Source organism: Sporosarcina sp. P20a (genome assembly GCF_002743175.1).
Classification (GTDB): domain Bacteria; phylum Bacillota; class Bacilli; order Bacillales_A; family Planococcaceae; genus Sporosarcina.
The window spans coordinates 13,628-38,160 of the sequence record NZ_PDYT01000009.1 but is presented as its reverse complement, the minus strand read 5'-3'; the positions used below and the strand labels follow the sequence as shown (position 1 = coordinate 38,160).

The following is a 24,533-nucleotide window of genomic DNA, read 5'->3' as shown; positions in this document are numbered from 1 at the left end:
GAACATGCAGTCAAAGCCGCATGTCCCTTCATTTTTATTTCATTTTATATAACTCTTCGTTCATTGACTTGAACAACGCATACATCATCAATAAGATGACGAATGAGAATGGCAAGGCCGCTATTATAATTGTATTCTGCAAGGCAAGAAGTCCACCTGCAGAAAGCAAAATTAATGCGATTGTGGAAACAATGATACCCCAAACCACTTTGACAGAGTTCGGCGGTGTCAACGAACCATATGTTGACTGCATGCCCAACACGTAAGTCGCTGAATCAGCTGATGTGATGAAGAATGACGTCACTAGAAGAATCGCGAACAATGATAGAACTAGTGAAAGTGGCATTGAGTTAAACATCTCGAATGCAACTACTTCAATATTCAATGAAGCCAAATCTGCTACTCCGTTATTCTGCATTTCAATTGCTGTAGTACCGAATGCCGAGAACCATAAGAACCCGAAGAATGAAGGAACAAGCAAGACGCCTGCCATAAATTCGCGGATTGTACGTCCTTTAGATACTCGTGCGATGAACATACTGACGAATGGTGACCAAGAAATCCACCAAGCCCAATAAAATATAGTCCATCCATCTAACCATCCACGATTTTCACCATTGAGTGGAGCTGTTCCCATACTCATATCGATGAGATTTGTGAAATAGCCACCAACTGAATCAGTGAACATATTCAAGATCAATAATGTAGGGCCAAGAATAAGAATTAATCCTAAAAGGGCTACTGCTAATATCAAGTTGATATTGGACAAATAGCGAATCCCTCTACTTAATCCAGACCAGGCCGATCCAATAAATAGTACTGTTACGACCGTTACGATTATAATTTGTGATTGAATACCTATCGTGAAACCAAATAAGTAATCCAAACCTGCGTTAATTTGAACAGCACCTAATCCTAGTGAAGTTGCCACACCGAAAGCAGTTGCGAAAACTGCGAGGACGTCAATTACTGTTCCTAGTGGTCCTTTTACTTTTTCACCGAAAATCGGCTTCAATGTAGCTGAAATCAAGCCTGGCTCGCCTTTTCTAAACTGGAAGTACGCCAATGCCAAGGCGACCATTCCATACAAAGCCCAGATATGAAGACCGTAATGTAGAAATGTTTTCCGCATAGACTCTTTAAAAGCAGCAGGTGTTTGCGGATCCTCTGTTGCTGGTACTGCGAAATGGGATAATGGTTCTGCGGCGCCGTAGAAAACGAGTCCGATTCCCATCCCAGCGGAGAATAACATCGCAATCCACGTAATCGTAGAGAATTGCGGACGATCTGTATCTTTTCCTAAACGGATTTTACCGTATGGACTGAATATCATAAAAATACTGAGCAACAGTAGCGCTGTCATAATTAGCATGTAGTACCAACCGAATGTAGATGCTACAAAAGCTTTACCAGCTGAAGTGATTTCCTCGAAATGTACTGGATTTATTACTCCATATCCTACTGCAATTATTATTAAGACAATGGTAATATAAAAAACCTTTGATATTTTCTTCATAGTTCCCCCTTTAGAGATGAATTACACAAGCAGGTTTACACTATACTGTAAAGAAATCTAGAAATCAAATGAATACAAACAATTTATTTGATTTAATTAGAACACGACATAGCTTAAACCCTACTGTATTAAGTTTTCTTCTACATCTTATACAATCTCATTTTATTTTTATCACTATACTTTACTAGTAGAAAAAACCTGTCGAATTATCAAAAAACTGGATATTATGAGAGAAAAGGTTGGCTGGAATTTTCCTAGCCGACTATACATCACTTATCTACATACATAAACGCAAGTTATCACTTTCCATTGGATGGGGTTCAAAACCTTTTACATAATCGGCAAATCCGATAGGTAATGTCGTGTGCGTTACTAGTATCCACAGCATACCCTCAATAATCTAAGGGGATTTTTTATTGTCATGTGTTTCATAAAGATCCTCCTTCTATTAATAGTTCGACCTATTACTTTACTATTCTCGAGTAACCGTTTAGAAAAGTCAATTAACTTTTTGTCGAATAGTCGCCATCTTTGCTGTTTACTAATCAATATGTTTTACTTTTAACATCATCTACTTCACAAAACGGAGGGAATTCATAATGACTGACCCGCTAAACTATATAGAACTTCATAAAAAGGAGATCCTACAGACCTATCAAGACCTGCATGCTATTGCTGAACCTAGTTGGCAAGAGCAGCAGACTTCACGTTATTTACAGGATCATCTTTCATCTGCCGGATTGAGTATCACTACCTACAATGGGCATCACGGATTCATTGCAGAAATTGCCGGTCATACGAAGGGCGTCATTGCGTTGCGTGCGGACATGGATGCACTAGTACAGGAAGTCGACGGGGAAGTAGTCGCTAACCACTCTTGCGGACATGACGCGCACAGCACAATGGCTTTATATACCGCACTGGCTTTGAAGAACAGCGAAACAAATTTACATCATACAATCCGATTCATTTTCCAACCTGCTGAGGAGTTAGCAGAAGGTGCATTGCAAATGATGGAAGAAGGCGTGCTTGAAGATGTTCGATTTCTAGGTGGCCTGCACGTACGTCCACATACGGAAGTACCGTTCGGTAAGTCTGCCCCTGCGATTTTACATGGATCGTCTGCCACTATTATAGGCACGATTACAGGTACACCTGCGCATGCAGCGAGACCTGAAGAAGGTAATAATCCAATTGAAGCAGCAAGTTTACTAATTCAGTCACTGCGTCAGATCCGCTTACCAGGTAATAATAAATTCTCCATTAAAATTACAGAGCTACATGGTGGTGAAACGAGTAACTCTATCCCTGCCAGTGCTCGATTCACACTAGATGTTCGCGCTGAAACGAATGATACGATGGATGCTTTGCTGGAAAAAGCCCGCCACATTATACAGCACACTGCTGCACTGACAGAGACGAAGATTACCTATGAAGAAGAGGGTTATTCACCTGCCGCTAGGGAAAACGCCACAGCAATCCAACTGGCACAACGGGCGATTGGTTCTGTATTAGGAGAAGAAAATGTAGAGGGACCATGTATTTCTCAAGGGGCAGAAGACTTTCATTTTTACACGTGGAAAACCCCAACTATTCCTGCCACGATGATTGGACTCGGTTGTGATTTGAAACCAGGCTTGCATCATCCGCAAATGTCATTCAATACCGACGCTTTAATTTACGGTGCACAAATTCTGACGCAACTATTGCTAAATGCGGATCAAGAGTTATGAAAACAACTATCTATCAAGATCATAACAATATACTAGCAGGCATGACCATGAAAGATTACAGTGAAGTCGAGTGCAATAATACTGCTTTGCATGCATGCGTTTCGCCAGTTGACGTGATAAACAATCGCCGTCAGTTGGCAGACTTCTTACAATGTGATTTGGAAGATTTCGTTTTTGCTAATCAAACACATAGCGCTAACTTTCATAAAGTGACTACACAAGATCGAGGCAAAGGTGCGTGGCGACAAGATACGGCAATTCCTGACACCGATGCACTGTATACATTTGAACCAAATATCGTGCTGTGCAGTTTAACGGCGGACTGCGTTCCTGTATTATTTCACAGTGAAGATCGTACATTGATTGGAGCTGTTCATTCGGGGTGGCAAGGCACTGTGAACGAAATCACACTCAAGCTGTTTCATCACCTACAGCAATACGAGCACTGTGATCTGAGTCATATTCACGTCCAAATCGGTGCAGCACTCAGTCAAGAAAAATTTGAAGTCGATGAAGATGTCTATAAGAAGTTCCACAATCTCGGCTATGCAGACGAATTCATATTTTATAATGCGGAAACACAAAAATATCATATCGATAACCAGCTGACCGTGAAGAAACAATGCACGCTGGCTGGAGTTCCTGAAGCCAATATTACAATAGACCGTACATGTACATTCCTAAGTAAAGAAGGCTTTTCCTATCGGCAAGATAGACAGGCGGGTCGTCATGTAAGTTTCATTAGAAGAACCGTCTAAAAAACGCAGTGAGGAGTCCCTCACTGCGTTTTTTTATTTCAATTCTATTTTGATATCGCCTTCCAAATAATTCGGATAGGCAAATATTTCGAGCTTCAATGGATTTGTATAATCGGTAGGACTAAAACTAATATCCCAATGTTTTATTGAATCACTACTATACATACCTACTGAGGGGCTGTGCATTTCTATTCCTTTCGCATCAGATATAGCGGATGCAAAATCATATTGGAAGGACGGATGATCTGCTTTTACCATAATGAATTCCGCATGGCTTTTATCCGACTTCACCAACTGTATTTTTTGATCTTCGGGTTGATTAAGCCAATCTCCTGTTTCTGTATTGATTTCTGCTATAGCCTCTTCTGCTTTTAGCGCCTGCACTTTATTGATTCGCAAATAAAGCTTCTCCGGTTTTGAAAAGTAATTGCTTTGAAGGAAAAGTGTGGATTCACCATCCTCCCCTCCAAACGCCGTCGTACCGTTTTGGATAGACCCCCAAACTTCGCCCTTCTCATCCTCCAGCCGCATATCCTCGAATTGTAGAATTTTCATCGGATTGGCAGAGTCAATAGTAATTTTCACACCAACACGCAACGGGGATACAGTTACCTTTTCAATCGTAAATTTCTGTCCTGCAATTTCCACTTCTTTTTCTATAGTATAGACTTCACTTGGTTTTACTTGCTTAGGCACAGTGAAGGGTACGGAAAACACTGTCTCTTCGCCTTTTAGCTTAGTAGCTACCTTCAAATCAAACGACTGATCTTGTGAAGTATACAATTCCCCAAACTGATAATCGATACGGTCCTTGTACGTATACACCTCTTCTTCATCCATCATATTCCCATAAGAAAAGCTGCCTTCTGGCATACCTTCCGCTTTCAAATTGATATAATCGACTCGTAAGCCGGTCAGTGGACGTTCTGAATCAATCGTATAGAATATATTCATTCCAGTTTCATCTAAAATGACGCCATCTATTGTTAACGTTTTATCTTGAATAGTTTGGGTAACCCCGATTTCTTGATAATAGTCGTTCTGGATCGCGGCATTGAGTCCTTTATCCATCGCAATCAATTCCACAAACTTCTCCATACCTGGTATGGAAGCTACCACATTAGCAAAGACGGGTGATACGCGAATGGATGTAATGAAAGTCAGAAGCAATAATGCAATGACTGCCACACTCCCTAAGATTCTCTTACGTCTTTTTCTGATTCGACGTTTTTCCTGCCGCACTCTTTCCACCCCTTGACGGATCGCCTGGTCAGCTTTAGATAAAGGCAAGGGTTGTTGATCCAAACGCTCTTTCAACTGCTTCAACCGCTCTTCTTCTGTCTCATACATGATCACTACCCCCTTTATCTTCAAAGTATGACCTTAATGTGCGCATCGTCTTGTAGAGTCTCGACTTCACAGTGCTTTCCGGTATATTTTCAGATTGTGCAATATCTTTAACTTTCGATTCCTGGAAGTACTTCAAATAGATTAATCGCTGCTCATCGTCAGACAATGTGGCCAGTGCTTCTCTTATTTCAATATATGAAATATCTTCTGATGGTACGGTTTCCAACGCGCTATTATTTGCTGAAAATCGTTTACGCAGTTTCAACTGATCTTGGCAATAATTCATCATAATGCGGATAAGCCAGGTCTTGAGGTAATTCGGTTCTTTTACTGTCCGTACCTTTTTATAGGCCCGATATGTTACTTCCTGCAGTGCTTCGATCGCATCGTCTTCGTTTTGCAGAAAAGCCAAGGCCGTCCGAAGAAGTGATTCCTTATGCAATTGCATAACAGCGAGAAATGCTTCATCATCTCCGGCTATTGCTTTTGCATGCAACTCTTTTTCTTTTATCTCCATTCGACCGTCACCCCACTCTCTGCCCTCTTATACATTAGACTCTACACTAGCTTAAAAGTTTACATCATTTTTTATTTATTTTTATGCACAAAAAAAGATGCCCGCTTTCGCAAGACATCTCACTTCACTTATTCTGCTCCTTCAATTAATTCTGTATAGACGACTAAGCGATCGTCATGCGTTTTAGCCTTTCGATTCCATGATCCGGTACATGTTATTAAATTCAATCCACTGCCATATGTGAAGCCGAAGATGGTATCGACTGGTGCATCGGTACGCGGGTATGCAACTTTTTTCACTACCGCGAATCGTACAATCTCACCGTCTTCGCCATGTACCAATACTTCATCGCCAATCTCCATCTTATCTAGCTCGTAAAATACGGCTGGACCCGTTTTGGAATCTACATGACCTGCAATGACTGCGCTTCCCCTTCCACCAGGCTTTGTCCCCGGTGAAAACCAGCCCGCCTGATTGGGATCTTGTGGAACAGCCATCTGACCGTTATCAAGACGTCCTACTTCCTCAATTGTTGCCTTGACGTCGAGCGAAGGGATTTCAATGACTTGTGGCTCGATTCCAACCCGCTGGTCTTCTAAGGAGAATTCCTCCGGCGACCGCAAAAGGACAATGGGCATGTCCTCTACCTCTACTACTTCTGCAGAGGAAGAAGCCTTTACAATTTTCTCTTGCGGCTGTGAATCGGACTGTGCACAACCAGCCAACATGATGACCCCAATGAGTACTTGTATATAGAATTTCATCGTCTACACGGCTCCCTCCCTAAAAAAGTAGTCTAGTTTTTTATTGTTGCTCTTCTGTTTTTCTACGAATCAAGACCATTGATGTGCCCACAATGAAGATCATGCTTAACGTTACCCACAAAATCGTGTAATCCGTTTGCTGACTCATACCGCCCATTCCTGTTTTCGGCATATCTGCAGGCATTGCAGAAGCAAACTTATCAGGGAACTGATCGACAATCGCACCGGATAATGCCGTTCCTACACCAAACATGTGACTGTAGGCTTCGTGAATATTGTCATATGCTGTTACATAATCCTCATCCACATAACTGTCGAACGCCATAAGTAATTGATCGACGTGCATCTTCAAGCCTTCTTCAAGATCTGCCGCTTTCAATCGACCTTCCGTTGCGGTGTCTAAAAATGCTGCTTGTGTCACACTATAAGCATCCAAATCTGCCATCGCTTTGTCTTGCCCTGCTTTATCCTCTTTCGCCGTTGCTTGTACATAATCTACGAAGTACCCAATATGGCTGCTCCAGATTTCTTTGAACTGTTTTGCTCCTTCTGCCCCGTATACTGATTCAACAGATTTCGTTAAATCTTCCGTATTCGAATTCAAAATAGCTGCAGCTGCATCAAAGTCTTTCGCGCCGTCAATACCCTTTTGCATAGCAAGTATTGCCAAAGCTGCATGTGTAGAAAATTCATTGTTTAGTGATTCGCGTAAATCTGCAGCTTTCGTATCTACGGATTGATTATCAAATTTCTCAGGGAACTGGTCAGTGATAGCCCATGATAAGCCTTTTCCTGTTCCGAACATGTGATGCATGGATTCCTTAAGGCTTTCATATGCCTTATCATAATCTGCTGCTCCGTAGTTATCGAATGCCCAGACCAACTGATCGACGTGCATTTTCAAGCCTTCTTCTAGATCTGATGCCTTTAGACGATTTTCCGTAGCGACAGCCAAGAAGTCTCCCTGAGTTACACGATATCCGTCTAGATCTTTAAGTGCTTTCTTTCTACCTTCTTCATCTTTCTCGGCTGTTGCCGTAACATAGTTGACGAAATAGCCGATATGGCTGCTCCAGATTTCTTTGAATTGCTCACCTGCTTTGTCGCCGTAAACAGAACCTACCGCTTTCGACAATTCATCCGTATTTTCTGCAAGTTGTCCAGCTGCAGCTTCGAAGTCTGCTGCTCCGTCCAAACCTTTTTGCATCGTAACAACCGCCAAGTAGGCATGCTCCGAAAGAATGCTGTCGAGTGTTGCTCGTAAATCTACCGCTTTGTTTGATACGGCTTCTGATGCTTTCCCCCCGTGTTCATGTTCTGCCGCACTTGTCAGAATCGCTCCTGTTGGAAATAGTAATGAAACACTCAATGGAATAGCCGCCCAAGATTTTTTGAATTGCATAGTTAATCGCTCCCTTTTTCGTTTTTGTTATACAGCTAACGTAACGAAAATAAGAATGGATCACTTTTTTCGAAAAGTTTTTAAAAAACTATTAAAAATATAGTATTTCTGCAATAAAAAAGGTCTGAATCCATCACATTGCGTGAGGATCCAGACTCTATTTAGATCGTTTATATTCCACCAGCCAAGATAATCTGACCTTCTGGTGCTGGAAGATTCGGTTCTTTTTCTATTGTGATGGCAACTGTGTCCCAAGTTCCGGAAAGATCCGCGAGTGGATGACTTACAGTTCCTGTACCCGTTTCATTAGGTTGAACGATTCCCGCGGGATACGGTTGGTCCCCTTCTATCACCCAGACCTGATAGAGTTCGTCTGCAGATAGTGTCGGTAAATCAGTGGCGTCAAGTAGCAGTACTTCTTGATCACCATCAGCTATCAACATGGCGACTGCAGATGCACTTGTACCCTCTTCGGGGGCTAGTATACTTTGGCCAATCAATTGGATCTCACTCTGTGCTATGTCAGGTTCCTTTTGCATTTCAGTAAATAGGAAAGCATTTGCAACAAGTGAGGCAAATAACCCTGCAGCTAGTATGGATGTCGCAACACCCAAAGGGCGACGACTTTTTTCCTTTACCGGTATCTGCATGACATTTTCGTTCTTACTTGATTCGTCAGGAAGCGAAGCAAATACCCGCGCTTTTAAATCTGTCGGTACTTCTACTGCCTCTGATTCATACGGTAAATCTTCTGTCAGCATTTCCCACTCCATTAACTCTTCTTGACAAGATGGGCATTCGATCAAATGATCTTCAAATTGTCTCATCTCGACATCAGTTAGGGAACGATTGAAATAGTCAATCAACATATGACATGATTTATTCATTCGAAACCCCTCCTTCCTGACCGATAATTCCTTTTAAATGTTTAAGTGCTAGCCGAATCCTGCCTTTGACTGTTCCGAGTGGTAACTTACAGTGTTCAGCGATTTTGCTTTGGCTGAAGCCTTTGAAGTAGAATAATTCAATAATTTCCTGTTGCTCTGCACGTAACTCTGCTATTGCCGTTCGAATCAATTTACGGCGTTCATTCCACTCCGCTTTTACTTCTGTCGATACGGTTTCTTCCGTTAGCGAATCTTTGTCCAACATCGGTTCGTACGCATGACGTTTAGATTTACGAAGTTCGTCTATCGATTTATTTCTTGTCACGGTCAGTAGCCAAGATGAAAACTTCCCTTTATCCTCAGCATATTGATTCGTTCCATTCCACAATTTTAAAAAGACATCTTGCGTCACTTCTTCCGCTATCGTTCGATTATTGGTCAATCGATAAGAAAACGAAAATACCAATTTTTCATAACGGTCATATAACTGTTCAAATGAATGCCGATTGTGTGCGACTGTTTGATAATAGAGCTGTACGTCATCCGATCCGATCATAAAATTCTCCTTTTTACAGGCTTTTTCTATTTACTTTACCACAGAAGATCGGATGATATGGTTCACTGCTCTTGTAAAACATCTTTACTATAGAAAAAGAGGGCGCCCCCGTCGTTAGATACGAGAACGCCCCACTTATTATTCTTTTGGATCTTTAGGTGAACGATCCACTTTTTTACGCTTCTCCATCATATCCAGTTCTTCCCCAAATTCGGTGTTGTAATTCACATTCCGAATTCGATCGAACTGCTTATGGGGCTCTACTTTCTCATCCACGTCATCAACGATCTCTTCATTCGATCTAACTAAAAGTCCAATCGCTGCCAATCCGCTCAGTCCGACAATGGCATAGACTATTTTCGCAAGAATCGTGTCTTGTCCACCAAATACGCTGGCAACCAAATCAAAGTTGAAAAAACCAATCAATCCCCAGTTTAGAGCACCAATAATGACTAACGTCAGTGCAATCCGCATAAATACGCTCATGTTGCACACCTCCTCCAACAATCTATAATCGAATCCTGTACATGTCTGTATAGATTCCTTATTATAGTTCACTGAAAGAGATTTTTCATACATTTTCATATGAATAATGTTCTATTTCCGTTGCTTAGACCTTACATTAATAGACCAATAAAAATGAAAGCAGGGATACAGTGCGGATAAATGGCGTGTTTTCAGGCGGCGGATTGAAAGGTTTTGCGCTAGTTGGAGCGGTGCAAGAGTTGGAAAAACAAGGTTATCGCTTTGAAAACGTAGCTGGCACAAGTGCAGGAGCTATTGTAGCAAGCTTTTTGGCGGCCGGCTATACAGCCGATGAAATTGAAGTTATGTTGGCTGAAGAGGATTTCCAAGCGCTGCTGGATCCGAGGAAGACTCTATTGCCATTTCCCTTTATGAAATGGGTCTCGCTTTATTGGAGAATGGGTTTGTATCAAGGTAAGGCGTTGGAGGATTGGTTTTTTGAAAAGCTTGCGCGTAAAGGTTGTTATGCGTTTGGTGATCTTCCGAAAGGATCTTTAAAATTGGTTGCATCAGACTTAACGAATGGCAAGATGATGGTATTACCTGATGATTTAGAGAAATACGGATATGATGCTGACCGATTTTCTATTGCGAAAGCATTGCGTATGAGTTGTGGTATTCCCTACTTTTTTGAACCTGTACGTCTGGATGCACCAAAAGGAACAATTGTCGTAGATGGTGGCGTATTGAGTAATTTCCCGATGTGGATTTTCGATGAAGTTACATCGGCGCGTAAACGACCTGTTATCGGGATCAAATTAAGTCGCAATCACGATGAAGTACCCGGCCGTACCATTCGAAATGCCTTGCAATTATTCGAAGCGTTATTTTCAACCATGAAAAATGCGCACGATGAAAAATACATTTCAAAACAACATGTGCAAAACGTAATCTTCATTCCTGTAGAAAACTATAGTGCGACACAATTTGATTTAAGTGAGGAACAAATGGATGACTTGCTGTTTATCGGACGTAGTCGTACCAAGGAATTCTTGCTAACTTGGTCACCAACGAAGCCTCAGTTAGTCAGCAACCAAAATGTAATATAATTGAAATATTTGATTTCAATGCAGTTTAAAACGCCATCTTAGGGGGTAAATTGACTTATAAGGAGGGTTGCAATCATGACCAACCAAAGTGAAAGTTCTATTTTCATCCGAGAGCTCGAACTACTCAGTGACGAGTACCATTCTGCGCCCGCCGATATCAAAACGTATATCCTACAAGATATTCAGTTACTTGAATCTGCGATTTCTCTTTTACAAAGTGACGTTCAGTAATGACTTATCATATAAGAGTAGACATACCATCTAGCTCATAAAAATAACTGTAGCAGTTCACTATCACGCTCTGCCCGTTCTTCTTCTGTTGCCAAGTCATATTTTTTCAACAAATGAAATACCACGTTCAATGTCTCTTGACTCAATGGTTTGCTTAAAAACAACTCACAACTTTTCACTAATTCTTCTGGCATGAAGGATTGCTGCTCTGCTAACTTTTCTATGACGTCTTGTTGCGTATGATCAATTGCACAATTGCTCATCTGGATTCACTCCCTTATTGACACTGTATCATAATTATCAAAAAGTTTAAAACGAAGACTTGTTGCTAATTTCGTAAGAGCTACGAGTCTTTTTGTTATTTATTTTTAAATTGAGACATACTAGCAGTTGTTATTTCATTTGATCTACCTGGAGATGAAAAGATCATGACAGCTATTAAAATACGTAAGAAAGCCATTTCTCCTCCTGCTCTTATTGCTTCCTCTTTCCTTTTCACTATAATAATGGGAACCTTACTATTAAAATTACCGATGGCTACATATAAACCAATTAGCTGGATTGATGCCCTTTTCACTGCCACTTCCGCTACAACTGTAACTGGACTAAGCGTCTTTGATATCACCGCTACACTAACCATTTTCGGAGAAGTCGTGCTGCTCATACTGATTCAAATAGGCGGAGTTGGATTAATGGCATTTGCAGTTGCCATACTCATTATTTTAGGTAGAAAAGTCGGCATGACCAACCGTATATTCATCCAGCAAACATTCAACTACCAATCCATCGGTGGAACGGTTCGCTTTGTAGGTGAAATTTTAACGTTCGTGTTCGCGATAGAAAGTATTGCCTTTATCACTTTATGCACTGTATGGGTACCTGAGTTTGGTTGGAAGCAAGGAATGTATTACAGTGTATTCCATGTAGTCTCTGCTTTTAATAACGCAGGGTTTTCATTATTTCCTGACAATTTGAGTTCTTTCGCAGGTAATCCTATAATCACAATGATCCTGTCTGGGTTATTTATTATTGGTGGAATCGGCTTTATTGTTGTGAAGGACATCCTTCAAAAGAGATCGATTCAACAATGGACACTGCACACGAAAATGATGATATTCGGTACGCTGACAGTGAACATTATTGCTACGCTCTTTTTATTTATCTTAGAGTTTCATAACGAAAAAACAATCGGTAGTTTCAGCTTTCTTGACAAGCTTTGGACTTCATACTTCCAAGCCGTGACACCACGTACTGCTGGATTCAATATGGTCGTCATGGGAGATATGGAAGAGTCTTCTCTCTTACTAACACTTCTTCTCATGTTTATTGGTGGTGGTAGCGCATCTACAGCTTCCGGCATAAAGTTAACGACCTTTATGGTTATTTTACTGGCGACGATTTCTTACTTTAGAGGAATAAAAGAACCGCATATTTTCCAGCGTACTATCAAGTCGGAAATCATATTTCGTTCTATGGCTATAGGAGCGGTTAGCTCTGTCATTATCTTTGTCGCTTTATTTTTGCTGACTGTTACTGAAAAGATGCCATTCCTACCTTTATTATTTGAGACAGTCTCTGCTTTCGCAACTGTAGGACTTTCATTAGGAATTACAGGAGACATTAGCCCTGTCGGTGAAGTAATTCTTTGTTTCGTTATGTTTCTAGGCCGCATAGGACCGTTAACTTTATTTTTCTTGCTCATTCACACCAAAAAAGAATCCTATCATTATTCATATGATCAAGTGCAAACAGGTTAATTAACAGTAACTGCTCCTATTAAAAAAACTCCAGAGATTGACTCTGGAGTTTTTTTATTGTTGACGCAATCATCATATCTGTATATACTGTGCATATACAGTATAAATGAAAAGGGGTGATGTATTGAATATTGTCATTTCCAATTCGGTGAACCAACCGATCTATCTGCAAATCAAGAATCAGTTGAAAGAGCAGATTTTATTAGGGGCACTGAAAGAGAAAGAAGCACTCCCTTCCATACGCAAATTAGCGAAGGATCTACAGATCAGTGTCATCACAACGAAAAAAGCTTATGAAGAACTAGAACGGGATGGACTTATTGAGACTTTTCCAGGCAAAGGATCATTTGTTGCTGCGCAGAATCACGAGCTATTGAAAGAAGAACAGTTAAAGAAAATTGAAGAACAGCTGATGAATGTTATTAAGGACGGGCGAGCTTTTGACGTAAAGCTTGAAGAGATTATTCATATGCTGACATTACTATATGAGGAGTGAAGAGTAATGGAGAATATAGTGGAAGTACGAGATCTAACGAAACAGTTTGAGGGCTTTGCACTGAACAATCTCAACTTCGATATTAAAAAAGGGTTCATCACTGGATTCATCGGGGCTAATGGTGCTGGGAAAACTACAACGATTCGCTGTTTGATGGATTTAATTCGGGCTGACCAAGGAGAAATACATGTGTTTGGCGAGTCGCATAAAAACCATACGGTAGAAATTAAGGAGCGCATCGGTTTCGTGTATGATGCAGATTTCTATTATGAAGACCTGACTATCGAGAAAAACAAACGGATTCTTGCCCCCTTCTATTCTAAATGGGACGATGAATTATTCTATTTCTACCTAAGAAAGTTTCAGTTGAATACAGCACAACGAATAAAGCATTTATCGAAAGGTATGCGCATGAAGTTTTCACTTGCAATGGCTCTTTCCCACCACCCAGATTTTATCGTTATGGATGAGCCAACAGCTGGTCTGGATCCAGTTGTTCGACGAGAATTGCTTGAAATGATGCAAGACCTCATACAAGATGAGGAAAAGGCGATTTTCTTTTCGACGCACATCACGACTGATTTGGAGAAAATAGCAGATTTCATTGTTTTTATTCATCAGGGAGAGATTATCTTTCAAGGTGAGAAGGACGTATTCACCGAACGTTATATATTAGTCAAAGGTACAACAGATCAGCGTACTCTGCTTGATGGACTCACTGTGATTGGTCTACGTACTACAGATGTCGGCTTTGAATGTTTGGTAGATACTGCCGAGACTCCTTTAGACCACTTGTCAAAATTGTTTATTGAAAAGCCGACACTCGAAGACATTATGTATTACACCGGAAGGAGAGGGTTCGAATGAATGCTTTGATTCGAAAAGATGTATACACACAAAAGATGAGTGCTTACCTCATTACAGCACTTTGGTTCATCATCTTTACAAACTTTTTCACAGAAGGTCAACCTGTACGTCATGTCTTACTTCTAATCTTCGCCGCTTATTACATGGCCATTTCAACGAGTAACAAGGCATTTGAGAAAGAGTCGGTCTTAATAAACAGCCTACCGGTTACAAGAAGACAATTCGTACTGGCAAAATACATGTCTGGTTTCATCTGGTTCGGTCTGTCAGCGGCTGCTATCTTAGTTTATATCTTCTTGTTCGATACATTTGCTCCATTTCCAACTCGGATGATGACCATCCCAGAATTACTCATCGCGCTTGGATGCTTTTACCTCATCATTTCCCTCTTTTATCCGCTGCAATTCAAGGCGGGCTATATACTGGCGACTTCTTTAACAATTGCCTTGCCATTTCTAAGCTTAATGGTGTTTAGAATCATATTGAATATTATGGAAAACCCTAGAATGGTGGCTGAACAAAAATTCTTTCTGCAAACTGCAGATCTTATTACCACGAATCAATGGACAATTGCACTCTTCGTTCTACTAATCAGCGCCTTACTGACATGGTTATCCATTCTGTTATCGATCCGAATTGTGCACAAAACAGATTTTGATCATGCGTAAATTTTTACAGCAACTAACTTTTGCAAATAAAATTCGTTATTATTATAGAAAGAATATTATTAAATAATGAAAAGAGAGGATGTATGAATATTAAACCTATAGTCGAGTTACAAAATCTAACGAAAGTCATCGGTAACAAGAAAATTATTGATGATCTAAGTTTATCATTATACCCCGGGCAAATTACTGGATTCCTCGGACCTAACGGAGCGGGTAAAACTACGACCATTCGTATGATGGTCGGCTTGATGAAGCGAACAAGCGGCGAGATTCTGATTGATGGGAGACCACTTTCGGAAAACTTTGAAGAGGGTCTTTCAAAAGTCGGTGTCATTGTTGAAAATCCTGAAATGTATAAGTTCTTGTCAGGCTATAAAAATCTGTTGCATTTCGCACGTATGCAGAAAAATATTAGTAAAGAACGAATCAATGAAGTCGTTAGACAAGTAGGATTAGAACAGCGTATCCATGAAAAGGTCTCCACTTACTCGCTAGGTATGCGACAACGTCTTGGCTTGGCCCAAGCTTTATTGCATCGTCCAAAATTCCTCATCTTAGATGAACCGACAAACGGACTGGATCCTGCAGGTATTCGAGAATTTCGGCAGCATTTACGGGCTATAGCTGAAACGGAAGGTGTTTCTGTCTTCGTTTCGAGCCATATGCTCTCGGAAATCGAATTAATGTGCGACCGAATTGCTGTCATTCAAAATGGTCGGCTCGTTGATATACGAGATATGTCAGAAACGGCGCAACCTCATTACTATTTCGAACTGTCACCTGCTGAAAAAGCACACGACCTGTTGTTGTCTGGAGGTTTCGCACCAGAACTATTATTGGTTGGATTGGTACTGCAGGTCGAAAAAGTTCAGATTCCATCCATCATAAAGCTACTGACAGCCAATGATATCGAAGTGTTCGCTGTGCAACCGCACCGTAAAACATTAGAGGATCAGTTCCTAGAAATGACGGGAGGCGGACAGATTGCTGAATCTTATACAAAATGAATGGATGAAACTATGGTCTAAAAAAGGTACGTGGATTATGACGATTTTGCTAATCGCAGCCGTCATTGGTGTTATGGGAATAACCAAATGGGTAAATAACCAGAACACTACACTGCCAACCGATTGGAAGTCTAATGCACAAGAACAAATGAACTATATAAATGAAACTACTCAGTCGGATTTACCAGAGATGGAACGCAAGCAAAACGAAGAGACACTTAAGATTTTGGAATACCGTTTAGCAAATGATATCCCGCCCCTTGCCGTAGACGGTAGAGAATCCCTGATTATTAATCCTGTAGGGGTTGGTAGTCTTGTCGTACTTCTTACAGTTATTGTCGCAGCGGGTATCGTAGCTTCTGAATTCTCTCAGGGCACAATTAAAATGTTGTTAACACGACCAGTAAGTCGTTGGAAAATCATGACGTCAAAATACATCACGGTTCTTTTGTTTGGCGTCTTCCTAATGTTTATTGGATTTGCGGTAACTATTTTGAGTGCGTACATCCTGTTCCCTTCAGGAGTAGGTCAGGAACTGAAATGGGACGGCAATGTGATTGTGCCCGTCTCCGTATGGGGACACGGTTTGTATTTGCTTGTTCTATCTTTCGCTAACGTTATCATCACCGCTACATTTGCATTCATGATTGGTAGCGTCTTCCGCTCAAACGGCATGGCGATCGGCCTTTCATTATTCATATTCTTTACAGGTAACACCATTGTTCTATTGCTTTCACAGTATGAAATTGTGAAGTATCTTGTATTCACACATATGAATCTGACAATGTACGAAACAAATTCCGTATTCGTGGATGGTATCACTATGCCATTCTCGCTTGTAATTTTAGCGGCATATTTAGTCTTTTTCTTAGTAATTAGTTACACTGTGTTTACGAAACGGGATATTACTGCATAATATTTTCGTTTTGGATCTTGAACTTACTCCATACAAAAAAGACGCCCCATTGAAGTGTAATCACTTTCAATGGGGCATCTCTTTTTATGTTCCGCAATATGTTTGAAAAGTAGTTCCGTCTTCAGGCGGATTCACGTATTCTCGTTGCTCAGTCGTATATGCATAAGGGTTTTCTAAAACTGTAAGCAACTTCATAAACGGCTGCATATCTCCAGCTTCAGCTGCCTGTAACGCCTCTTCCACCCGGTGGTTTCTCGGAATGACCGATGGATTATTCCGCTTCATCAACGATTTTACTGTTTGCGTATCTTCCGATTGACGTTGTAGTCTATTAAACCAACGCTCTTTCCACTCAATAAAGTCGGGCTCATGGAACCACTCTTCTTGCTGTCCAAGTGTCAATGAACGGAAAGTATTTGTATAGTCAGCCTGCTGACCTTTCATGACAGTCAGCAAGTCATTTACTAGTGTTTCATCAGCGGCTTCTTCATTGAACAAACCTAATTTGGACCTCATACCTGCCATCCATTCCGCACCGTAAATCCTAGCAAAATTGGAAAGCCTGTCCTCCGCCAGTTTCACCGCTTCCGCTTGTTCTTCGTGAAGCAACGGCAAAAGTGTCTCGGCAAAACGAGTCAGATTCCATTCCGCTATACCTGGTTGATTGCGGTAAGAATAGCGTCCTTGTACGTCTATTGAGCTAAAGACGGTTTGCGGGTCATAGCTGTCCATAAATGCACACGGTCCATAGTCAATAGTCTCGCCGCTAATTGTCATATTGTCCGTATTCATCACCCCATGAATGAATCCGGTAAGCTGCCAGTTCGCGATCAAAGATGCCTGACGCTGTATGACTTGTTCTAGTAGTGCTACATAAGGGTGAGGCTCCGATTTCACTTCAGGGAAATGACGTTTGATTGTGTAATCTGCAAGCGCACGTAAATCTTCGACAACTTGTCTAGCCGCCGCATATTGGAATGTCCCGACACGTAAGTGACTCGAAGCAATCCTTGTCAACACGGCTCCTGTCAAAGCTGTTTCACGTAAAACAGGTTCTCCTGTTACCGTAACGGCTAAACTACGTGTTGTTGGGATATTCAGTCCATGCATCGCTTCGCTAATCAAATACTCACGTAACATGGGCCCGAGAGCCGCACGTCCGTCTCCGCCGCGAGAATAGGGTGTCCTTCCTGATCCCTTCAATTGAATATCCACTCTTTGCCCTTCTGGTGTTAGATGCTCTCCCAACAGCATGGCACGTCCATCACCTAGCATGGTGAAATTACCGAATTGATGGCCCGCATAGGCTTGAGCAATAGGGTCAATTCCTTCAAGTTTTTCGTTTCCGGCAAAAACTTCAATTGCTTCTTCAGAATGTATTTTTTTTTTATCAAGACCGAGCGATACTGCTAGTTCATCATTAGTCACAACCAGTTGGGGTGAGCTGACGGTGTTTGGTTCCACTACGGTGTAAAACGTTTCGGGTAGTTCACGGTAACTGCATTCAACTTTCCAACCGATGTTTTGATTATGTTTCATATGTTTTTCTTCCTTTCCATATGATGCCCTAGTAAGAATTACTTATATATCGATCCTTGTTTCCTTAACTCACTATTCTATTTCAAGATGCATGTATTGTATCATTTCGGTTAGCGGCCAGCCAAAGCATTCGAATTACTGAAGTCTCTTCAAGCATCGATCAGCACACCTATATTGGGCTCATGAACCAACACCAGTATTAGCATAAAAAAGCTATCCGAGACATCATTTCGTGTCCAGGATAACTTTTTTTAATATACTTTTGCGAGTGAAAATCCTCTACCGAGAATTTCTGAAGCATTCAGGAAGACGACAAATGCCTGAGGTTCTTCCTCTCTCAGGATCTTCTTCAAATATATTGCTTCCGCTTGCTCTACTACACATAAGATCATAGTCTTCTCTTGATTGGAAAAGCCACCTACCGAACGTACTTTAGTCAATCCACGGTCGATTTCTTCTTTAATAATCGTCTGTATACGCTCTTCATTATCCGTAATGATCAATACTAATTTAGATTGTGATGTTTGTAATTGCACAAAGTCAATGACTTTACTCGTCACAAATATTGCCATCATCGCAAATAATGCCAATTCCAAATTAAATACGATGGCAGAAGCAATCACAACTAGTCCATCTACGAGTAATTGCGCATAACCACTAGACAAACCTGTATATTTCTTAACGATTTGCGCTACCGTCGCAAGTCCCCCAGTCGATCCATTTCCTCTATAGACTATCCCAAGCCCTACGCCTAACATAATCCCTCCATATATGGCAGACAATAAAGGATTATCAATTGTGGACGGGATGTCAGCAGTCACCCAAATGGTTAGCGGTACAAAAAATGTTCCGACTAATGTTTTCAGACTAAAATCCTTGCCAAGAAGAAATAAGCCTATAAAAAATATCGGGATATTAATAAGCCACTGCACAAAGGCAGGTTCAAATCCATACATCTCGTATAAAATAGTACTCACGCCAGATACGCCTCCAGCTGCGAGTCTTGCTGGTAAGAAAAATATATTAAAAGCTAAACCGACTAAGATGGATCCAATCACAATCCACACGTATTCTATCAGCAGCTTTTTCCTTGGTGAACGGGTCTTCATTCATAAAACCTCCCTATCTTGATGAGCTAAAAGCACTTTTGCTATTTTACATCATATGTTGAGCTATGAATAGTCTATCATTAGTTTATAGGCATAAGTGGTCTTCCTCTTGCATCTACTAGTTTTGATAGTAATTTCACTTGGAAGGAAGCGATGTATTGAAATTAACACCGTTTATTGATCCACTACCTATTCCTCAATATCTTACTCCACTCGAAAAGCATAAGTGCTTCTCGTACTATGAAATTGGCATGAAAGAGTTCTTTCACGAGTTTCATTCAGAGTTGGCGCCTACAAAGATTTGGGGATATGAGGGGCAATTCCCTGGTCCACTAGTCAATGTAAACAGCGGTGAGTGCGCGCATGTCAAGTGGAAGAATGAACTCCCCGATCAACACTTCCTACCAATCGATAGAACACTGCACGGTTCAAGCGAACATATGCCAGATGTTCGCACAGTCGTCCATTTGCACGGGGCGGAAGTCGAGCCTGAAAGCGATGGCCATCCTGAAGCTTGGTTTACAAATAACTATCGTACCGTCGGCGCGGTATTTGACTCGCCTGTCTATAAATATAATAATAATCAGCGGGCCGCTACACTTTGGTACCATGATCACGCAGTCGGCATTACCCGTTTAAATGTCTATGCGGGTCTCGTTGGCATGTATATTATTCGCGATGAAGAAGAACGCAAACTGAATCTTCCTTCCGGAGCGTATGAAATTCCATTAATTATTGCTGATCGCGGCTTTAACGAAGATGGCTCCCTATTTTATTCAGATACTACAAACGTGAGACCAGGACCTGTACAGCCCGGATTGACATTCCCTCATCCTTCCGTCACACCTGGCGAAGCGTTTGAAAACATCACAGTCAACGGTAAGGTCTGGCCATATTTAGAAGTAGAGCCAAGAAAATACCGATTCCGCATATTGAACGCATCCAATGAACGCTTTTACAAAATGAATTTATCAAACGGTCAGAAGATCATACAAATCGGTTCAGATGGTGGATTATTGGAAACACCTGTCTATATGGATGAGTTAACGATTGCACCCGCTGAACGTATGGACGTAATTATCGATTTCTCCAAACTGGCACCCGATGATACGATCGTATTAGAAAATACTGCAGCGACACCGTTTGATTTCGCACCGCCAGTAGGTGCTCTGCCTGACCCAGAAACCGATGGACAAATTATGCAGTTCAGAGTGGTTGAATTAGCGGCACCAGATACGAGCAATCTCCCGGCAATACTCAGCCACATACCCAAACTTCGCGAATGCGACGCTGCTCGAACACGTGATATTACACTGGATGCAGATATCGACGAATATGGTCGTTTAAAGTTCTTGTTTAATAATAAAGGTTTCATGGAACGAATCGATTTCAAGCCTAAACTGAATGATACAGAGATCTGGCGCATCATCAACACGGCCGGCGCAACGCATCCTATACACATCCATTTGATCCAATTCCAGATCCTCGACCGCGTCCCATTTGACGCCCAAGGTTTCACGGCGAATGGTTTACTCAACTTCACTGGACCTCCAGTACAACCTGACGTAAATGAACGTGGTTGGAAAGACGTCGTGCAGTCTCCACCTGGGTTTGTGACACGGGTCATTATGCGCTTTGCGCCATTCACCGGTCGCTACATGCTTCATTGTCATATTTTAGAGCACGAAGATCATGACATGATGCGACAATTCGAAGTAGTGGAGCGCAAATGTGACTGCAAAACTAACTGTATATGCAAGGAGCATAAACCAAAACGTAAATGTGAGTGCAAGAAGAAGTGTACATGTAAAAAATCTTGTACTTGTAAGAAAAGGAAATCGAATCACCCATCGAAAAAAGAACACCATCATAAAAAATGTCCTACATGCCCTCCTTGTTCCGAGACGTATCGATGCGAATGTGAATGATGAAAAAGAACCCCGTGAGAGATGTAATCTCACGGGGTTTTTCAGGCTTCTATCAAATAATCATAGAGTGTATTTTCTACTGGGTGTTCCATTACCATGTTCATATGGACTACCGGCAAACGCTTTCCTTTACCATCTATCATATGGTCTTCCACAACACTTTGCTGATCTGGTAGGCCTTTCCCCAAGTAATAGAAGTCTGTTCCCTCATCGTCATCTTTCTTTACGAATAAATGAATGTCGATATCTTTTTCTTTCGCCTGAATAATCGTTTGCACTTCATTCGATCGGAGCGTTCGGTTACTGCGTGTATACCATTTGAATAACTCAGGATTGATGAATTCATCACCGTAATCCACGCTCGCTTCCACTTCTCCATGCTTATGATACGTAACGAATATAGGACAAGTACCGTGCTTTGTTTTATACCCATACATCGTCGAGCTCTCGTCCGCCTGCCAATTCAATAATTTACATACATCTTTACGTGAATATTTGGCATGCAGCGTTAATTTATTTGCACAATCGTATACTTTAGATTTCTCCTTTGCACTACGCAACACATCCGCAATTAGAAATACTGCATACGAATCACCTTTCATACTCTGCTGGATCTTTTCGTTAAATGTGAAGACTTGGTTATGATCCATCGTAATAATCGCTTGATTGCCGTATTTCCTTTGGGCATTTTGTGTGAAAAATGATAAATTAAAAATTCGCGTGACGGATTCAATCGTATCCTCATCAACTTGACAGCCTGTAGTTTCTAGCTCGTAGATGAATTCATCTACACGAACACTTCCTTTAGAAAGTAACATCTCCGCCAGTACTACTTCATGAATCCGTTTGCCATTGATCAATTCTATAGAGAACATCGTTAATACTTGATTCTCATATGCAGTAATCGTTTGAATAGGATCTTCTTTAGATGCAACCTTCAGTAGAAAATCAAAGTAACTAGTGTGTTTATTAATGATAACGACTGGATCAATAGAATGCTGCTCGATAAAATCGTATAGATAAGGCACTCTGCCAATTTTATTCCTCAAATCTTGATACGCTTCTTTCAAGATTTTCAAAGACGTTAAATTACTGCTGTTGATTGCGTTGAAAATACGCTTCTGTGCAACTTCTTCGAAATTAATTGTCGAGACACCTTTAATATAACTAGTATCTTTCATATTCCGTCGAACAGTGTCTTTATTCATCGAGCGATCCCCAGACAATGCAATGGGAATCAAATAGTTATTCGCATAGTTTCCGATAAAATCAATGACCGTAACGAATGGCTTGTTGTGATCCTTGCGCAGTCCACGTCCTAGTTGTTGAATGAAAATGATACTGGACTGTGTTTGTCTAAGCATGACCACCTGATTGATACTCGGGATATCGATACCTTCATTGAAAATATCCACGGTCAGTATATAATCGAGTTCTCCTTTTTCTAGCTGATCCACTCTGTGCATGCGCTCATCATACGAATTATCACCAGTTAATGCTGCTGTTCTATAGCCACGCAAATTGAGTTCTTTTGATAATTCACGCGCCTCTTCTTTTCGACTGCAAAACATCAAGCCTTTCACCTGGTCACCGGCGTGACTGTAATAGGCAATTTTTTCAATGACATGCTCAATGCGTTCATCCGTAACCAATTTAGAAAGAACGGTATGGTCACCAATAAACTCACCATCTATTTCAAAATCCGTCACGCCAAAATAATGGAACGGACACAGCATATCTTCTTCTAGGGCTTCTTGAAGACGGATTTCATAGGCAATATTATAATCGAAAAGCTCGTATATGTTGAAATCGTCTGTTCGTTCAGGTGTCGCGGTCATCCCCATTAGAAACTTTGGTGTGAAATAGTCGATCACACGCAAATAGCTCGCCGCACCCGCTTTATGTACTTCATCAATTAAAATATAATCAAAGTCTTGCGGATCAAAGTCCCGAAGGTTTTCAGGCTTTGACAATGTCTGGATACTTGCAAACACATACTTCTTATCCGACTGCCGGTTGGCTCCGATATACACCCCAAAGTCCTCGTCGATTCCCCCGAGCACCCGCTTGAAGTCTTGCATAGCTTTCTTCAAGATTTGCTCCCTATGCACAATGAATAGCATACGTTTTGGTGCAAATTTACGTACATCAAACGCGGATAGATACGTCTTGCCTGTACCTGTTGCCGAAATGACCAACCCTTTGTCCTGACCGGTCGCACGCACTGCTTCAATACTCGCAAGAGCCGCCTGTTGCATTTTATTCGGTGTAATATCTAGCGCTTGCTCAATTGCATTCGTTTGATAGGCGGATGGATGCTCAAATACTTGAGCGGCACTTGCCCGATCTGCATGTTCCTGATAAACCTTTTCGTAGTGTTCTATCCACTCTCCAGTTAATACATTGGCATCTGACCATACATCTTCAAACTGATCTTTAAAATGATAAACAATTTCCCCATCACGATGAGATGTCAACTTCACATTCCACTCATAATTCACTTGGAGCGCATGTGCCGTTAAGTTTGAGCTCCCTACGATTAATGAATACTGATCACCTTGCTGAAAAATATACCCCTTTGAATGAAAGCCTTCCTTTTCAGTAAGACGTACTTCTACGTTCGGAATGTTCAGAAGCTCACGAAATACTTTTGGCTGATTGAAGTATAAGTAAGTAGACGTAATGATTCGGCCGTTTACACCTCGTTTATGCAAATCATAAAACAAGGATTTTAGTGTAGCCAGTCCGCTTTCCGTAATAAATGCCACTGAAAATAAGAATTGTTCGCAGTGTCGAAGTTCATCCTGAATCGAGGATAGTACCGTCGTATTCTTTGTTGAACTATTCACCAATAGCTCCGGTTTGTAACTGCCACTCTGATTATGTTCTTTATTCACAAACCCCATGTGTAAAGATGCTTCAAGTTGTCGAATAAAATCTCCCATCCCACTGACACCT

Annotated in this window: 23 protein-coding genes; 11 read left to right on the top strand and 12 right to left on the bottom strand. The window is 41.2% G+C overall.

Translation table 11 applies throughout. The features are described 5' to 3' along the window. Window positions 1–34 precede the first annotated feature (34 nt). Entirely contained in the window at window positions 35–1,516 is a 1,482-nt protein-coding gene (locus tag CSV72_RS09510; RefSeq protein WP_099678140.1) for a BCCT family transporter, read from the bottom strand. Between the two features lie 599 nt (window positions 1,517–2,115). On the opposite strand from CSV72_RS09510, the gene CSV72_RS09505 reads away from it, so the two are divergent. Both CSV72_RS09505 and pgeF read left to right on the top strand, forming a co-directional pair. After that, window positions 2,116–3,249 (top strand): amidohydrolase, encoded by a 1,134-nt coding sequence (locus CSV72_RS09505; protein WP_099678139.1) that lies wholly within the window; start codon window positions 2,116–2,118, stop codon window positions 3,247–3,249. Continuing rightward, the gene (pgeF, locus tag CSV72_RS09500; protein ID WP_099678138.1) at window positions 3,246–4,007 is read left to right on the top strand and encodes a peptidoglycan editing factor PgeF; all 762 of its coding nucleotides are present in this window, start codon (window positions 3,246–3,248) and stop codon (window positions 4,005–4,007) included. Before CSV72_RS09505 ends, pgeF begins: the two co-directional genes overlap by 4 nt. 33 nt (window positions 4,008–4,040) lie before the next feature. Here pgeF and CSV72_RS09495 read toward each other — a convergent pair whose 3' ends face one another. The 7 genes from CSV72_RS09495 to CSV72_RS09465 form a co-directional block, all read right to left on the bottom strand. Further along, window positions 4,041–5,357, bottom strand: coding sequence for a DUF4179 domain-containing protein (locus CSV72_RS09495; RefSeq protein ID WP_099678137.1), 1,317 nt, complete (start codon window positions 5,355–5,357; stop codon window positions 4,041–4,043). Continuing rightward, entirely contained in the window at window positions 5,350–5,874 is a 525-nt protein-coding gene (locus CSV72_RS09490) for an RNA polymerase sigma factor (RefSeq protein ID WP_233191213.1), read from the bottom strand. Before CSV72_RS09490 ends, CSV72_RS09495 begins: the two co-directional genes overlap by 8 nt. A 128-nt stretch (window positions 5,875–6,002) precedes the next feature. Then, window positions 6,003–6,638: a class F sortase gene (locus CSV72_RS09485; RefSeq protein ID WP_099678136.1), complete on the bottom strand. Its 636-nt coding sequence runs from the start codon at window positions 6,636–6,638 to the stop codon at window positions 6,003–6,005. A 40-nt stretch (window positions 6,639–6,678) separates the two neighbouring features. After that, on the bottom strand, window positions 6,679–8,040 hold the full coding sequence (locus tag CSV72_RS16740) for a copper amine oxidase (RefSeq protein ID WP_099678135.1): 1,362 nt from the start codon (window positions 8,038–8,040) through the stop codon (window positions 6,679–6,681). 170 nt (window positions 8,041–8,210) lie between these two features. Next, the gene (locus CSV72_RS09475; protein WP_099678134.1) at window positions 8,211–8,927 is read right to left on the bottom strand and encodes an anti-sigma factor; all 717 of its coding nucleotides are present in this window, start codon (window positions 8,925–8,927) and stop codon (window positions 8,211–8,213) included. Next, complete coding sequence (locus CSV72_RS09470; protein WP_099678133.1) at window positions 8,920–9,483, bottom strand: RNA polymerase sigma factor; 564 nt, start codon at window positions 9,481–9,483, stop codon at window positions 8,920–8,922. The genes CSV72_RS09475 and CSV72_RS09470 overlap by 8 nt, the downstream gene beginning before the upstream one ends. Window positions 9,484–9,621: 138 nt before the next feature. Continuing rightward, window positions 9,622–9,969 (bottom strand): DUF378 domain-containing protein, encoded by a 348-nt coding sequence (locus CSV72_RS09465; protein ID WP_099678132.1) that lies wholly within the window; start codon window positions 9,967–9,969, stop codon window positions 9,622–9,624. 170 nt (window positions 9,970–10,139) lie between these two features. On the opposite strand from CSV72_RS09465, the gene CSV72_RS09460 reads away from it, so the two are divergent. Further along, complete coding sequence (locus CSV72_RS09460) at window positions 10,140–11,057, top strand: patatin-like phospholipase family protein (RefSeq protein ID WP_099678131.1); 918 nt, start codon at window positions 10,140–10,142, stop codon at window positions 11,055–11,057. A 75-nt stretch (window positions 11,058–11,132) separates the two neighbouring features. Beyond that, window positions 11,133–11,288, top strand: a complete 156-nt coding sequence (locus tag CSV72_RS16735) for a hypothetical protein (RefSeq protein WP_158232186.1) — start codon at window positions 11,133–11,135, stop codon at window positions 11,286–11,288. A gap of 35 nt (window positions 11,289–11,323) precedes the next feature. On the opposite strand, the gene CSV72_RS09455 is transcribed toward CSV72_RS16735, so the two are convergent. Next, window positions 11,324–11,551, bottom strand: coding sequence for a group-specific protein (locus CSV72_RS09455; protein WP_099678130.1), 228 nt, complete (start codon window positions 11,549–11,551; stop codon window positions 11,324–11,326). A 165-nt stretch (window positions 11,552–11,716) separates the two neighbouring features. Here CSV72_RS09455 and CSV72_RS09450 point away from each other — a divergent pair, with 165 nt between their 5' ends. The 6 genes from CSV72_RS09450 to CSV72_RS09425 all read left to right on the top strand — a co-directional run bounded on the left by CSV72_RS09450 (window position 11,717) and on the right by CSV72_RS09425 (window position 16,999). Continuing rightward, complete coding sequence (locus CSV72_RS09450) at window positions 11,717–13,045, top strand: TrkH family potassium uptake protein (protein WP_099678129.1); 1,329 nt, start codon at window positions 11,717–11,719, stop codon at window positions 13,043–13,045. 124 nt (window positions 13,046–13,169) lie between these two features. Further along, a complete protein-coding gene (locus CSV72_RS09445) occupies window positions 13,170–13,541 on the top strand; it encodes a GntR family transcriptional regulator (protein ID WP_099678128.1) in 372 nt (123 codons plus the stop codon). Window positions 13,542–13,547: 6 nt separating this feature from the next. Then, a complete protein-coding gene (locus CSV72_RS09440; protein ID WP_099678127.1) occupies window positions 13,548–14,408 on the top strand; it encodes an ABC transporter ATP-binding protein in 861 nt (286 codons plus the stop codon). After that, window positions 14,405–15,076: an ABC-2 transporter permease gene (locus CSV72_RS09435; RefSeq protein ID WP_099678126.1), complete on the top strand. Its 672-nt coding sequence runs from the start codon at window positions 14,405–14,407 to the stop codon at window positions 15,074–15,076. Before CSV72_RS09440 ends, CSV72_RS09435 begins: the two co-directional genes overlap by 4 nt. 83 nt (window positions 15,077–15,159) lie before the next feature. Further along, window positions 15,160–16,083: an ABC transporter ATP-binding protein gene (locus CSV72_RS09430; protein ID WP_099678125.1), complete on the top strand. Its 924-nt coding sequence runs from the start codon at window positions 15,160–15,162 to the stop codon at window positions 16,081–16,083. Further along, complete coding sequence (locus CSV72_RS09425) at window positions 16,061–16,999, top strand: ABC transporter permease (RefSeq protein ID WP_099678124.1); 939 nt, start codon at window positions 16,061–16,063, stop codon at window positions 16,997–16,999. Before CSV72_RS09430 ends, CSV72_RS09425 begins: the two co-directional genes overlap by 23 nt. A gap of 84 nt (window positions 17,000–17,083) precedes the next feature. Here CSV72_RS09425 and CSV72_RS09420 read toward each other — a convergent pair whose 3' ends face one another. Next, window positions 17,084–18,538 (bottom strand): protein adenylyltransferase SelO, encoded by a 1,455-nt coding sequence (locus CSV72_RS09420; protein WP_099678123.1) that lies wholly within the window; start codon window positions 18,536–18,538, stop codon window positions 17,084–17,086. A 251-nt stretch (window positions 18,539–18,789) separates the two neighbouring features. Continuing rightward, complete coding sequence (locus CSV72_RS09415) at window positions 18,790–19,647, bottom strand: YitT family protein (RefSeq protein ID WP_099633692.1); 858 nt, start codon at window positions 19,645–19,647, stop codon at window positions 18,790–18,792. Window positions 19,648–19,805: 158 nt separating this feature from the next. On the opposite strand from CSV72_RS09415, the gene CSV72_RS09410 reads away from it, so the two are divergent. Beyond that, window positions 19,806–21,575 carry a multicopper oxidase family protein gene (locus CSV72_RS09410; RefSeq protein WP_099678122.1) on the top strand — a complete coding sequence of 590 codons (1,770 nt, stop codon included), beginning with the start codon at window positions 19,806–19,808 and terminating at the stop codon, window positions 21,573–21,575. A 41-nt stretch (window positions 21,576–21,616) separates the two neighbouring features. On the opposite strand, the gene CSV72_RS09405 is transcribed toward CSV72_RS09410, so the two are convergent. Next, complete coding sequence (locus CSV72_RS09405) at window positions 21,617–24,520, bottom strand: DEAD/DEAH box helicase (RefSeq protein WP_099678121.1); 2,904 nt, start codon at window positions 24,518–24,520, stop codon at window positions 21,617–21,619. Window positions 24,521–24,533 lie beyond the last annotated feature (13 nt).

Bases quoted from the DNA above. Each gene is read 5' to 3' on its own strand.
- CSV72_RS09510 (WP_099678140.1), bottom strand. From the start codon at position 1,516: ATGAAGAAAATATCAAAGGTTTTTTATATTACCATTGTCTTAATAATA.
- CSV72_RS09505 (WP_099678139.1), top strand. From the start codon at position 2,116: ATGACTGACCCGCTAAACTATATAGAACTTCATAAAAAGGAGATCCTA.
- pgeF (WP_099678138.1), top strand. From the start codon at position 3,246: ATGAAAACAACTATCTATCAAGATCATAACAATATACTAGCAGGCATG.
- CSV72_RS09495 (WP_099678137.1), bottom strand. From the start codon at position 5,357: ATGTATGAGACAGAAGAAGAGCGGTTGAAGCAGTTGAAAGAGCGTTTG.
- CSV72_RS09490 (WP_233191213.1), bottom strand. From the start codon at position 5,874: ATGGAGATAAAAGAAAAAGAGTTGCATGCAAAAGCAATAGCCGGAGAT.
- CSV72_RS09485 (WP_099678136.1), bottom strand. From the start codon at position 6,638: ATGAAATTCTATATACAAGTACTCATTGGGGTCATCATGTTGGCTGGT.
- CSV72_RS16740 (WP_099678135.1), bottom strand. From the start codon at position 8,040: ATGCAATTCAAAAAATCTTGGGCGGCTATTCCATTGAGTGTTTCATTA.
- CSV72_RS09475 (WP_099678134.1), bottom strand. From the start codon at position 8,927: ATGAATAAATCATGTCATATGTTGATTGACTATTTCAATCGTTCCCTA.
- CSV72_RS09470 (WP_099678133.1), bottom strand. From the start codon at position 9,483: ATGATCGGATCGGATGACGTACAGCTCTATTATCAAACAGTCGCACAC.
- CSV72_RS09465 (WP_099678132.1), bottom strand. From the start codon at position 9,969: ATGAGCGTATTTATGCGGATTGCACTGACGTTAGTCATTATTGGTGCT.
- CSV72_RS16735 (WP_158232186.1), top strand. From the start codon at position 11,133: ATGACCAACCAAAGTGAAAGTTCTATTTTCATCCGAGAGCTCGAACTA.
- CSV72_RS09455 (WP_099678130.1), bottom strand. From the start codon at position 11,551: ATGAGCAATTGTGCAATTGATCATACGCAACAAGACGTCATAGAAAAG.
- CSV72_RS09450 (WP_099678129.1), top strand. From the start codon at position 11,717: ATGACAGCTATTAAAATACGTAAGAAAGCCATTTCTCCTCCTGCTCTT.
- CSV72_RS09440 (WP_099678127.1), top strand. From the start codon at position 13,548: ATGGAGAATATAGTGGAAGTACGAGATCTAACGAAACAGTTTGAGGGC.
- CSV72_RS09435 (WP_099678126.1), top strand. From the start codon at position 14,405: ATGAATGCTTTGATTCGAAAAGATGTATACACACAAAAGATGAGTGCT.
- CSV72_RS09430 (WP_099678125.1), top strand. From the start codon at position 15,160: ATGAATATTAAACCTATAGTCGAGTTACAAAATCTAACGAAAGTCATC.
- CSV72_RS09420 (WP_099678123.1), bottom strand. From the start codon at position 18,538: ATGAAACATAATCAAAACATCGGTTGGAAAGTTGAATGCAGTTACCGT.
- CSV72_RS09415 (WP_099633692.1), bottom strand. From the start codon at position 19,647: ATGAAGACCCGTTCACCAAGGAAAAAGCTGCTGATAGAATACGTGTGG.
- CSV72_RS09405 (WP_099678121.1), bottom strand. From the start codon at position 24,520: ATGGGAGATTTTATTCGACAACTTGAAGCATCTTTACACATGGGGTTT.